Source organism: Sphingobacterium anhuiense, from assembly GCF_042686355.1.
Taxonomy (GTDB): Bacteria; Bacteroidota; Bacteroidia; order Sphingobacteriales; family Sphingobacteriaceae; genus Sphingobacterium; species Sphingobacterium anhuiense.
Map to the genome: position 1 here is coordinate 46949 of NZ_JBHUPE010000003.1, position 13440 is coordinate 60388.

The 13440-nt window shown below is 36.8% G+C and carries 9 protein-coding genes; 4 read left to right on the forward strand and 5 right to left on the reverse strand.

From position 1 onward, the window contains the following. Positions 1-68 precede the first annotated feature (68 nt). A complete protein-coding gene (gene dacB, locus ACFS6I_RS04635) occupies positions 69-1490 on the reverse strand; it encodes a D-alanyl-D-alanine carboxypeptidase/D-alanyl-D-alanine endopeptidase (protein WP_380918484.1) in 1422 nt (473 codons plus the stop codon). Between the two features lie 136 nt (positions 1491-1626). Between dacB and ACFS6I_RS04640 the strand changes: the two genes are divergently transcribed. Both ACFS6I_RS04640 and ACFS6I_RS04645 read left to right on the forward strand, forming a co-directional pair. After that, positions 1627-3402, forward strand: coding sequence for an aminopeptidase P family protein (locus ACFS6I_RS04640; protein WP_380918486.1), 1776 nt, complete (start codon positions 1627-1629; stop codon positions 3400-3402). 134 nt (positions 3403-3536) lie between these two features. Then, positions 3537-5780, forward strand: a complete 2244-nt coding sequence (locus ACFS6I_RS04645; RefSeq protein WP_380918488.1) for a glycoside hydrolase family 20 protein — start codon at positions 3537-3539, stop codon at positions 5778-5780. A gap of 113 nt (positions 5781-5893) precedes the next feature. Here the strand turns inward: ACFS6I_RS04645 and ACFS6I_RS04650 are convergent, their stop codons facing one another. From ACFS6I_RS04650 to ACFS6I_RS04665, 4 genes are all read right to left on the reverse strand, one after another. Then, entirely contained in the window at positions 5894-6322 is a 429-nt protein-coding gene (locus ACFS6I_RS04650; RefSeq protein ID WP_380918490.1) for a response regulator, read from the reverse strand. Beyond that, complete coding sequence (locus ACFS6I_RS04655; protein ID WP_380918492.1) at positions 6323-8194, reverse strand: PAS domain S-box protein; 1872 nt, start codon at positions 8192-8194, stop codon at positions 6323-6325. It lies immediately after the preceding gene. Positions 8195-8328: 134 nt separating this feature from the next. Beyond that, positions 8329-10107 (reverse strand): alpha-L-fucosidase, encoded by a 1779-nt coding sequence (locus ACFS6I_RS04660; RefSeq protein ID WP_380918494.1) that lies wholly within the window; start codon positions 10105-10107, stop codon positions 8329-8331. Between the two features lie 568 nt (positions 10108-10675). Continuing rightward, the gene (locus ACFS6I_RS04665; RefSeq protein WP_168128289.1) at positions 10676-10825 is read right to left on the reverse strand and encodes a hypothetical protein; all 150 of its coding nucleotides are present in this window, start codon (positions 10823-10825) and stop codon (positions 10676-10678) included. A gap of 183 nt (positions 10826-11008) precedes the next feature. On the opposite strand from ACFS6I_RS04665, the gene ACFS6I_RS04670 reads away from it, so the two are divergent. Then, positions 11009-12769, forward strand: coding sequence for a hypothetical protein (locus tag ACFS6I_RS04670; protein ID WP_380918496.1), 1761 nt, complete (start codon positions 11009-11011; stop codon positions 12767-12769). Between the two features lie 8 nt (positions 12770-12777). Then, positions 12778-13431 carry a hypothetical protein gene (locus ACFS6I_RS04675; protein ID WP_380918498.1) on the forward strand — a complete coding sequence of 218 codons (654 nt, stop codon included), beginning with the start codon at positions 12778-12780 and terminating at the stop codon, positions 13429-13431. Positions 13432-13440: the final 9 nt, after the last annotated feature.

Sequence of the window (13440 nt, forward strand, 5' to 3'; positions counted from 1 at the left end):
ACAAATGTATCATTCTTTTTTTGAGAAAGAAATGATAAATAGTCAAAAATTTATTCTGAAGTGTCAATTTATTTTAAGGCATCAAGAAGTGTGAACATTCGTTTGCGCATTGCGCTAGTCGATCCCGTGTAATTATTCACTAACAAGGTGAAGGTAAATTTCTCTCCTGTGCTATTATTTTGGATACCGGTATAGCCCAAAGCACCTCCAATTGTACCGCTTTTCATCTTCATATTATTGTATTCGGGCAGACTTTTATAGAATTCCGGAAACCAGGATTGTGATTGTGCATATTGCATAATTTTGGTCATGGCAGCGGTTGTCACTCTATTTTGTGGAGAAAGACCAGATCCATCCTGATTGTTGAGTTCACTGCTGTTGATCTGCAATTTATTTTCCCAATATTTTTGAATAAAGGATGCTCCCTCACTCGTTTCAGTCTTTTGTGCCGTTTGGTATGCAATTGCTTTCAATAATGCTTCACCGTATAAGTTGATACTTTTTTGGTTAAACCAGTAGATAATCGAAGCAAGATCGGGTGATTCATGGGTGTCCAGAAGATGTCTTGAGATTTCTGTTGTCGAAATCGCTTTGCTGTTACTTGGTGATTCAGCGGTTTTAATGCCGACATTCTTAAGTGCTTTTGTTAATTGAAAGGCAACATCATAAGCGGGATCCGGTACGGAGATTTCAATTGTTTTTTTGAGATCTGAACCATAAGTGCCCCTGATGTAAATATTTGTAGCGTAAGGACCTGAATAGGCATATACATTGTCGCCCGAGCCGTTTTTTCCGGTAGTCACTTCGTTCGTGATTTTTACATAGGAAAGATCCGCAGTGAGCTTTTGTATTGTTGCTGGTTTTCCAAGCGCATCGTTAGGTGTGAAAACTACTCCTACGGCATTTTCTCTCCAGTTTAGTGAAGACACCCCTGCACCGTAATAGTTTCCAATATCGGACCAGATCCAGCCACCAGGGACTTTATATCCTTGATAGCGGCTATCATCACCGATGATACGGCCTTTTATTTCCTTAATACCAGCATTCTGGATTGCGTAGATCCATTTGTTGAGTATTTGTTCTTCACTGGTTTCAGGATAACGGTTACTTCCCAGCGTGGGATCCCCGCTACCCTCAATAATAATATCACCATGGAGTACGCCGTCTGTCTGTATCGTTCCAGTATATGATAGATTGGTTTTAAATTTGAAATCCTTGCCTAGAATATCAAATGCTGTGCTCGCGGTGATAATCTTCATCGTAGAAGCTGTTGCTAATCCTATCTCTTGATTGTGCTGAAAAATAGGAGTTCCTGTGCTTGCATCAAATACGGATAGCGATGCTGTACCATTTTTTAATGAAGGGTCTTTTTCAAATTGACGGTAAGCTTCTTCAATTTTGGTTTTTGTTGCTGACTGTGAAAAAGTAGGAATACTGTATAACGGGGATAAGCAGATACTGAGAAGGGTAAGGGATATACTGGTTTTCATTAATATTAAATCTTTCTGTTTTCATAAAGATACTATTGTTTGATCAAAAGTGTTTAATATGAAAGTCAAAAGTTACCCTTGAAAAGGTGTTTACTTCTTGAAATTTTATAACTTGCATGATCAAATTAAAGAAACAATGACGCATTCAGAAAAATTGACGGCAATTAGAAGTCTGATGAAAGAGCAAGGTGTTGATGGTTATATCATTCCTTCTTCTGATCCGCATATAAGTGAATATTTACCAGATCGTTATAAGTGTATCGCTTGGACATCAGGGTTTACAGGTTCAGCAGGTACTTTAGTTATTACACAGGATTTTGCAGGTCTGTGGACAGACACCCGTTATTTTGTTCAGGCAAATGAACAGTTGGCAGGAAGCGGTTTCGAACTTGTGAAATTAAAAGTTCAAGGGAATGCGGAGTATGCAGATTGGTTAGGTGAGCATTTAACAAAAGGTGCCAAAGTTGCTTTTGATGGTAATTTAGCTTCTTTGTTAGTTGCACAATCTGTTCAACAAATCTTAAAACCTCTTGATATTGTAGTTGACGGTCATGTGGATCTATTGTCTCCATTGTGGGAGGGTAGGCCGGCTTTGCCTTTAGCAAAAGCATATTTATTGGCCGATACGACAACAGGTCAATCTACAAAATCTAAATTGGCGGCTGTGCGCACTGTATTGGCCAAAAATAGAGCACAGGCACATCTGGTTTCTTCTTTAGATGATCTGGCTTGGTTGCTTAATATCCGCGGACGTGACGTACCATGTAATCCTGTTGTTTTAGGATTCGTTTATGTAACAGCAGATGAAGCTATTTTATATATTGAAACAGCTAAATTGGATTCGGAAACGGTTATCAGTTTAGAAGCTTCCGGTGTAACTGTTAAGCCTTATGAGGAAGTGTATGCACAAGTGAGCAATCTAGCTGTAGAATCTATTTTGATTGATCCAAAAAGAACTTGTTTTGCTATTTATGATTCTATTCCCTCTGGCGTAAAAATCATTGAGAAAATCAATCCTTCAGCTTCTCTGAAAGCAATTAAAAATGAAGTAGAGATTGGACATACGCGCGAAACAATGATCAATGATGGTGTTGCGATGACTAAATTCTTTAAATGGCTGGAATCGGCAGTACCTGCCGGTGGTGAGTCTGAGATTTCTATAGCCGAACGATTACAAGAGTTTAGAGAGGAGCAACCTGGTTTTAATGATATTAGTTTTGGTACCATTGCCGGCTATTTAGACCACGGTGCATTGCCACATTATTCCGCTAGTAAAGAAAGCAATTACGATTTAAAAACGTCAGGACTGTTATTGGTCGATTCGGGAGGTCAATATCAGACAGGAACAACAGATATTACGCGTGTGGTTTCGTTGGGAAATATTACGCAGGAAGAGAAGGAAGATTATACAACTGTATTGAAGGGTACGATAGAAGGTAGCCAGGCTATTTATCCGCAAGGATCTAAAGGTTATCAGATTGATGCGATTACACGTCGTCCGATTTGGGCTACATTACGTAATTATGGACATGGTACTGGTCATGGTGTTGGTTTCTTTTTGAATGTGCACGAAGGTCCACAAACATTTAATGCTGCAAATATTGATGTTGCAATTGAAGCGGGAATGATCAGTTCGATTGAACCGGGTTTATACCGTGAGGGAAAACATGGTATCCGTATTGAAAATCTTGTCTTATCAAAACATGCTGATTCTTCCATATTCGGAGAGTTTATGGATTTTGAAACATTAACAATCTGCTATATTGCAACAGATCTAGTTGATAAAACCTTACTGGATCAGCAACATATAAACTGGTTGAATCAGTATAACCAATGGGTTTATGATAAACTGGAAGGCAGATTGAATGATGATGAAAAGGCTTGGTTGAAAACCAAAACGCAAGCAATTTAAGATTATTTAAAATGTAATATAATAGGAAAAGGAGATCAGATGATCTCCTTTTTTAGTTTAATGTAACGGGCATGCTATAACGTTTTAATTTTTTAAAATTAATACTACTTTTGTTGAAAGACCAAATCACTATCATGCGTAAAATCCTATTTTTAAGTTTTATTTTTTTCTATTCTTCTGTCTTATTCGCACAAAAGAACCTCATACCAATGCCTCAGCATTTGGAGATATCAAAGCAAGGTTCCTTTCCTTTAAAAGGAAATCTAGCCGTTGGAGCAGGGGTATTTGAGACCCAAGCAAAATATTTGGCTAATCAATTAGAAAGCTTGTTACAGACGAAAGTTACTCTTAAGAAATCGGGACCAATCCGATTTCAGAAAATTAACAATACTGCCGCAGAAAAGCATGATTATTATGAATTAAAGATAGATCCTAGCGGTGTCTTCATAGCCGCTTCTACAGAAAGTGCCGCTTTTTATGCTGTTCAAACTTTGTTGCAGCTTGTGGAGGAGAACCAAGCTAGTGGAAGTATTCCTGCTTTGGAAATTAAGGATTATGCGAAGTTCACTTATCGTGGTGCACATCTTGACGTGAGCAGACACTTCTTTACTGCCGATGAAGTGAAATTATTTTTAGATTACTTATCGCGTTATAAAATGAATAAATTTCACTGGCATCTTACAGATGACCAAGGATGGCGTATTGAAATCAAAAGTCATCCGAAACTTACTGCTATTGGAGCATACCGTACAGTGACAGATGATGTGAAAGATTCTAAATTAACAAAAGATGGCCGTTACGGTGGTTTTTATACACAGGAGCAGATTAAAGATGTTGTTGCCTATGCAAATAAACTACATATTGAAATAATCCCTGAAATTGAAATGCCAGGTCATGCTCAAGCTGCATTGGCTGCATATCCTGAACTTTCTTGCACTGGGGGTCCTTTTCAGGTAGGTACAACTTGGGGTGTTATGGATGATATCTATTGTCCTAAGGAGGAAACTTTTGCTTTATTGGAAGATGTGATCGATGAAGTTGTTACACTTTTTCCAAGTCATTATATTCATATCGGTGGCGACGAGGCGCCTAAAACAAGATGGAAAACCTGTGCACACTGTCAGGAGCTGATTAAAAAAGAAGGATTAAAAGATGAGTTCGAATTGCAATCTTATTTCATCAAACGGATGGAAAAATACATCAATGCAAAGGGAAAAGATATTATCGGTTGGGATGAAATTTTAGAAGGCGGTCTGGCTCCAAATGCCACAGTTATGAGCTGGACAGGTATTGAAGGTGGTATTCATGCCGCAAAGACAGGACACGATGCCATCATGACTCCCGTAAGTCACATGTATCTGGATTATTATCAAGGGAATCCGCAATCTGAACCGTTGGCTTTTAATGCTGAACTACGCTTGGATAAAGTGTATAGCTTCAACCCCATACCCAAAGAGTTGAATGCGCAAGAAGCAAAGCATATCTTGGGACCACAGGCCAATATGTGGACGGAGTATATTACAAATTTTAAACATGTTGAATATATGTTATTTCCTCGATTGCTGGCTTTGTCTGAAGTGGCATGGGGAACATCAAAACCGGAAGCGTATAAATCTTTCGAAAACAGGGTGATTCATGAGTTTACTTATCTGGACAGAAAAAAGATCAATTATAGTAAAGCTATTTTTGAATTGAATGCTAATATCGTTTCCAGAGAAGGAAAGATGTATTATGAATTATCAACAATCAAAAATGACAATACGATTCGCTATACTACAGATGGAACAGCACCGACTGTTCAAAGTGCCGTTTATAAGGAGCCTGTTGTAGTGGATAGAACAATGACCATCCATGCCGCAAATTTTAGTGCTGCACGTATGGTCGGTTCAGTATTGAAGCAGGATTTTGTAATCAGTAAATCTACTGGGAAATCTGTTCAACTGTTGCATGAGCCAAATGAAGCATATCAAGCGAACGGTGAAGCAACATTGGTTGATGGTGTTTATGGCAATAAGCAGTATTTTAAGAAAAACTGGTTAGGATTTAATGGTAAAGATTTAGTGGCTACGATTGATATGGCTGAACCAGTTTCATTTTCAAATGTGGAACTGAATGTCGTTGATCAAAATTCGAGTTGGATATACTATCCGCAAGCTGTTAAAGTTTATATTTCTCAGGATAATCAAAATTTCACTTTAGTAAAAGAGGTGGGAAAAGAAGTGATCGCCACATCTAAAGGGACCATCAGATTGTCGTTTGAAAAGCAGACTGCTAAATTTGTTAAAGTTGAAGTGCAACATCTGAATAAGATTCCTGCAGGATCTGGTGGTGCGGGTTCTCCGGCTTGGTTATTTGTGGATGAGCTGTCGGTATATTAGTATTTATCATACCCGATAAGCGATAATAAAGCGCTACTTAAGGATCTGGATACAGATTTATAAAGTAGCGCTTTTTAATTTGTCGGAAGTATGGTTAAATAAATAGCATCATGTTATGCTTCATTATTCAGTTTGCGGATCAGTTCATACAATTTAAGTTTGTCTATAGGTTTCAATATGTACCCATTAATGAATGGGTAGTCTTGAATTTGTTCCCTATCGCTTTTACTAGTGGATGAACTTATGATATAAATGTTCAAAAGATTTAAAAAGTCAGGACCAAACTCTTCTAATTTATCCATCATTTCCCAACCTGTCATAAAGGGCATATTAATATCGACAAATATTATTTCTGAAGAAGGGTCGAGATTTTCCTTTTTATTTTCAAAATACTCTAATGCATCTAGCGCATTTTCAAATAAGTTGATCTGTAGCGGAAAGTCTGGAAAACTCTTGATCATGTTACTGAAAATAACGCGTAAAATAGCATTATCATCGACAAGGGTGACAGTTCTTATTTTTATAGTATTGGTTGATCCCATTTAGTTGTTTTCTAAAAAATTTACTAAAAAAGTAGTGCCATTGTTTGGCTTGCTAATAACATCGATCTTACCTCCTAAAGATTCAATCTGATAGCGTGTGATGAATAAACCTAGGCCTTTGCTATCAAAGCCACGATGAAAAACTTTTCTAAACATAAAGATTTGCGATTTGAATTTAGGTAGGTCAATACCTATTCCATTATCTTGGATGCTCAGTAAGGTTGAATTATTTTGTTGAAATGTTCTGATATGAATTTTTGGTTGAACACGGGGAACGGTGTATTTTAGTGCGTTGCTAAGCAGATTATAAATAATACTTTCGAGATATATTCTAGGGTATTGTAAATACTCAATCTCAAAATCTGTTGTCAGGATTACTTTTTTACTATATATCTCTGCTAAAAATTGATCATATACCTTTTTAAAAATTGTAGGGAAATGACAGTTCACCTTTTCTATGTTTCTATTTTGACTAATTTCTAATATCTCCGATAGTTCTTGTAAAGTATCTGTTAAACTGTTGTTACTACTTTTCAGTAGTCTAAAATATTCTTTGTTAACTTCCTTTCTGTTTTCATCTTTCAGCTCATCGATGAGCATATGGATATTGCTTACAGGCTCCCTTAAATTATGGGCTACAATATGGTTAAACTCTTCCAACTGGCGCACTTTCGTTTCCAGATCGATTTTGACAATTTCGATTTCCTTCTTTTGCCTTTCTAGGATTTCAAGATTCTTTTTACATTCCGATATGTCCTGTAGCTGAACAATAAAGAAAGATACTTCATTGGATTGGTTATGTACGACCGAGGTGGTCACTGAACACCATACATAGTGGCCGAGTTGATGGCGATACCGTTTTTCTAATGTGAAACTGTCCATTTCTCCCTTTAACAATCGTTGACGTTGTTGATAATCATTATTGATATCGTCAGGGTGTATATAATCAAAGAAATTTGTGCAGGATAGTTCTTCTTGCGAAAAGCCTAAAATTTTACTGAGCATATTATTTGCATCCAGGCAGTAACCTTGTGTGTCGGTCAAGGATATTCCTAACCCGGAGAAATGAAAAGCTTGATTGAATTTATGTTGATTATATCTAATTTTTTCAAGCGATTTAATTTTTTGGGAAATATCGGAGACAACAACTGCTACACGATCTTTTGTACTGTGTATGGGTTTAATTTTTAATTTGAACCATCTACCTTTATGCGTATCAAAAGGAGAAGGAAATTCCATATGATAAACCTTGTTATAGGTTAACGCCTTATTGATCAATGGTAATGTTTTTTCGGTCATTTCCGAAGGAAATAGATCTACAATATTTTTGTTCAAAAATTCCTCTGGTTCATAAAATAATAAATCCGGTTCGCTGGTCCAATAGTTTTTGAAAACTCCTTCTTTGGTTACTTCAAATACAATATCGTCGAGCGATGTTATTAGAAGTTGTAGTTCTTGTTTGCTATCTAGTAATTTTTTGTTTTCATTGACGAGTGGGGAAACATCCTGAATGCTGATGAGCATGTGGATATCAGGTCTATCTGCTATTAATTTAGAACTAAAAGAAAGCCAGATCAACGTGTTATCTTCTGTTGTGATACCATAGATTATATCACGCTTTACCGCACCAGTCTCCAATGTCTTATTAAATGATAATTCATTGGGATGTATCGGATGTTGACCTTCTTTGCTGTAGAAGATCAACGCCTCATGCAATTTTTTATGTGCTATTTTGTCAAAAGGTAATAGGGATTTAGCCTGATTATTTAATGCCAAAATATGCCCTTCATAATCAAGCGCAACTAATCCTTCAAAACCTAAAGTTTCTAGAAGTATGTTTTGTTTGTCCAATGCTTGATTGTGAAATTCCATTCGCAATTCTAGTTGAGAAAACCTGTTTTTCTAATGTTAATGCATGCAAATGTGCACATTTTCTTGAAATTTAATGGCAACACTACCTATTCACATGTATATTAATCGTCTGATAAGCTATGCATAACCTAAATTTATTTAATTTTTTCTAACCAAATACTGTTAAGCCAAAGTTGTTGATTTCCAGTTGTCTGGAACGTAATTTTTTGTTTTCCTGTTTGATTAATATGAATTCTACCTATGGAAGTATTCACAAACTCATCGGTGTAATTATTCTCGTTCGGTTCTACTACCATTTTTCCATTTGGTGTTAGTTTTCCTGAAGCTGTTTCGTTAGTGGTGTGAACCTTAATTTCTATAGGATCTCTATTTGGATTATGTGCAGATACATCTATTTTATAAGTTCCTGCTTCAGGAAAATCTACCTCCCAGGCAATGGTTTCTCCAGCTGTTTGAATATGGTTAGGTTTTTTTCCGTCATAGCGAATTACTTTTAATTGTTCTCTGTTTTGTGCATTAGTACTATTTAAAGCAAAACCACCAAAAGTGGACTCAGCAACGATATCTTTATCCAGTTGCAATGGTTCATTGTAATGGATTACTATGGTAGATACATAGTTGTCTGTTTGCTTATTAGGAAGATGCACATGCAGGATGCTGCCAATCTGTTCAAATTTTAAGTTCTGATGATCTGTCGTACCTTGAATGGATATCTGTTCCGGTTTAGTTTTAATTCCTGATATCCGCAACACGCGATCCAGTGGCCAATTAAACACCTGAGCATATACATTTGTTTGTTTTCCTGTAGTTTTGGTTGTTAAATACCCCCAATCATGCTGGTTGGCTCTTAGATCTAGACCAGTTGTCCCATAAATACTTTCTCCATGTTTATTGAGCCATTTACCGATATCTTCCAGTCTTGTTACGCTTTCATAAGGTACTGTACCGTCTGCACGAGGTCCAATATTTAAGGTAAATCCACCGTTTAGGCTAACATTTGAAATCAGCGAATTGAAGATTTGACTGGTTGATTTCCATTCATTTTCTTGACCGTTGTAGCCCCACGAATGTGCAATAGTACCTGGTGTTTCCCACGGATGTTGAATGTATGAGGTTCCAAATTGATTATCGCCGAAGGTTTCAAAATCAATATTTTTCTCATCTGTAGGTAAACCTAGTCTTGAATTGATCAGGCAATTTGGCTGTAAGGTATGAATAAGCTCCACAACCTGTTCAAGCTGTTCTTTTTTAATTATTGATTTTTGATATGGAATCCACATATCAAACCACATCAGTGCGATATCGCCATAGTTTGTTAAAAGTTCACGTAATTGTGGCATTACTTTTTCCTGCCAATACTGATTGTACTGGGTGTCGGTGACATGTCCTGTGAGTTCCTGATTATGATCCCAGGCATATGGGTGTTCCCAGTCAATCCAATGTGAATAATAAAAACCTAGCTTCATGTTATGCTTTTTACATGCCGCAGCTAATTCTTTTATGATATCCCGATTGCTCCCACTTAATTTGCTAAGGCTATAGTTTCCAATTTTGGTATCCCAAATGGCTACACCGTCATGATGCTTAGTGGTCATGATAATGTATTTCATACCTGCTTTTTTAGCGAGCAATACCCATTCTTCTGGATTGATCTGATCCCATACGAAGCGCTTCGCTAACTCACCGTATTCATCTTTAGAAACCCGGTTTCGATAGCGGAGCCATTCTGCGTAATTGTTGATATAGCGTAGTTTTTCGCCTTTCCACAATCCTTCTGCACCACTGTATAGCCCCCAGTGTATAAACATCCCGAAACGATCGTGACTAAACCATTTGGTTTTAGGATTTTCCTGGGCAAAAACCGTGAATGTTAACGTTAATAATAAAGAAAAAGTAATTGAAATTCTTTTCACATTGTGTAGCATAAAGGTTCTAGTTCTTATGTCTTACTAATATAGTGAAAAAAATCTTACGTAGGGCTAGTGATAGATGATTTTGGCTACTGTTCTATGGGCATTTAGGAATAAAGATTTGCTTTTTTTGTTCCTTACTTCTTGTCTAATAGGATAATAACTATTTCCGATTTTTACCTGAGCACATTTTATTTAAATTGAAAACGCACCGTTACACAAACGTAGGTTCCTCTCTTTTAATTTTTAGGGAGCAAACGAAGATCAGATGATTACCAGATTATGTCTTTTAACATTACTTGTTCAGTGTTTGTTCAGTGCTTGCTCAGTGATCACTCAGTGTAGACTGTATGAATAATGACTGATTACTGTCTAAAATTTGGTTAAAAATTGATATTAGTTATCCTATAGTATTAGTATGTTCCCGTTCTAATGTTTATTTTGATTATCTATAAAACTAATCAGGTAATTCAGACAATCTTTTGTCATCCTACATCGCTTTTAGCACATCAAATTCGTGGAACGGTATAGTGAGTTGTTCATCTTTATCCAAGAAGAGCTCCGGATCAAGTTATAAGTAGTCTTCCAAATGATTTTTTTCATTGAATTGAAATCCAACTAACCGTTTGAGAATTGCGCGTTCCATAGACATATTTCCGGACAATTGATCGGGATTGGATTGGAGTGCCCGATACACTTGCTTATTTAGCCTGTTGATCATCTGTGAGTCGTAAAGATTCTGGTGAATCTCTGTAAAGCCAGACTATGTAGCTGTAGTGTATAGATGTTATTGTAATTCATATCTTTTGTATAGATATTTTATACAAATAATTTTAAATTACAATATTTAATATATATTTGTATATTAAATCTATACTAGTTATTTATTGTTAAATCTCTAATTATGCAACTTAACACCCAATTATTGGTCGATCGATTGGTTCATCGGATTGATTTAGATCGTATTTTTTTGTTCAATTTTCTAGATGAGAACCGTGAAAGTCCACATCTTTTATTAGTTGTTAATCCTATAAAGGGCATCTCTGTTCAAAGTATTGAACCTATTATCCGCCTCTGTATGGCTGACATACCAGATCTACCATTTACTGTTATCTGGACTGGAGAGTGGAGTAATCAGTTGAAAAAAGGAAGCCTTTATTATACTTATGCTTCTCTGCCGGGACACCAACTTTATCAATCGGGAAGGAAAAGTTATCCAATTATATCAAATAAGTTGGTCGCTAGTTTATTGGAATTGTCTCAGGTGGAATATGGTAAGGGTAAAAGGACAGCCGATGATTTTATGACGGCCTGTTATTCTTTTAGATCAAAAACAGATTATTTCCAGGCGACTACGATGTTGCATCAATTTATCATGTTGCGGTTAAAAGGTTTTCAAACTATGGTGGGCGTATCACTAGGCAAATCGCAGAATCTGGAACATATCCTTAAGCAGATGCGTGGAGCTGTTCCAGGACTCTTTAAGATTTTCACTTATGATGTTTATAGTACGCCGTTGCTTCGACTGTTGGATACTAGTCATGCTTATTCGAAGAAAAAGGATCGTATTGACATTTTGGAGGAGGAGTTTGAGTTTTTATTAACGCATTGTCAGGCATTTGGTCAGGCTTTGGATAGCATGGTTGATTTTATATGGAATGGTGTAGCTGTCTATCGAAAGAATCGGGAAGATAATGCCGCCAAAACAGTTCAGAATATTTCAAGTGTAGAAAAAGTGTTAATTCCGGTGGAGAAGAAGCGTAATGAAAAAGATGTGGGACCTCATATCCTCGAAGATTTTACAGGCTTTCCATGGCCACAAAAATATAAGGATGATGCTAATTTACTTCTTGATAAGTTGTATTCAGGCTGTCATCCAGAACAGATTTTATTGGTCAACTATCAAACGGAAGGCTTATCACATGGTAATCCTTTTCAGGAGCGTGTTGCAGAAGAGGAGAGTGGTATCAAAGTTGAACTTTTTCTGGTTGTGCTTACTAAACGGAACTCACCCTATACATTTCAGATTAGGAAAGTGGGTGATGTTCGCGCTTCAGTTGTATTTCTTGATTTACCTTATGTGGAAAAGCAGTTGATTCTTGGAGGTCGGTTTGTGAGTATTGTCTGGCAGAAGTCCTGGGTTTTGCGGCAAAAGTCCACTTTCAATTCTATAATGGTTCCTGTGGTAATAGATTGGTCTGCAAAATTTCAAAAAATTAAATTCATATCGGAAAACGCGGTTGTTGTCATGCGTAACATACTATTAACGATGACAGACTCTCCTCTATTGATGGCAGACACAGCTTTGTTGCTATTGCGCGAATTGTACAGTATCGGTATACAAACCTATCTACGCTGTGCTGTCGGATATATTCCCAAAAATACTGATTTATTGGATCTCATGGAATGGTCTGCTATTGCCAGTACCGATGTAATACAGGGTATTCTGAATGATAATGAACTCGATATGTTGATTCTTTCTATCATTTTGAAACCACAGGATATCTGGTGGAAAAGTGCGGCAATGGATATGGATGATCAGCACAAAAATTTAATCATAACGCGAGCTCGTGCTGTGGTTGAATTGTATGAACGACTGTTAAAAGCCGTCGTTCAATCTATAGAACAGCGTATTGAGAAACAAGCAAATGTAGAGACGATATGAAAAGTGATATGATGATTAAGAGTTCCTATTCAGGAATGATGTATTCGCACGATTTTCAATTGTGGTATACATACTTTAACCGGAGGCTAAAAATAGGGTGGAGTCCTCAGGATCTTTCTTTTTTATTAGGTAAGCCTGATCATGCTTATCTGGATTTTGAAAAACTATTTGAGGTTCCTAAATTTTTATTATCTGAATCTATTTTAATGGATCGCATTTATGCTTGTTCGGAAGTTGTGCCGATGGAATTTTTTAGGGAACCGTACGAAGGTTCTACAGAGCGAATTGTTCGTGTTAAAGTAGTCGAAGATGAGGTTAAATGGTATTATAAAATAGAATTAGGCTGGACGTTTCAGCGGGGTAAAGATAAACCTGCTGCTCCTTTGCTTTCTCTGGAAGAATGGAAGCCGGAAATTAATCTTCTACTGGAGTCTGATGCCATGATTCATGTGCGCTCTAGATTGGAAGGATTGTTCTCGAGAGGGGAATTTGAAGAAGGGAGATCGTCATGGGAATTATTTCAAAATGTGCGGCATACGGGTTTGTCGAAATTAATTATTTATCCGAGGCATTTGAAAAACTGTTTGTATCAAATGATTCAGCAGGGAAAAATAGTGGTGCGCATTGTAGATGATCGTTATTGTTTTAGTTCTGTGAAATAAGAGTGATTT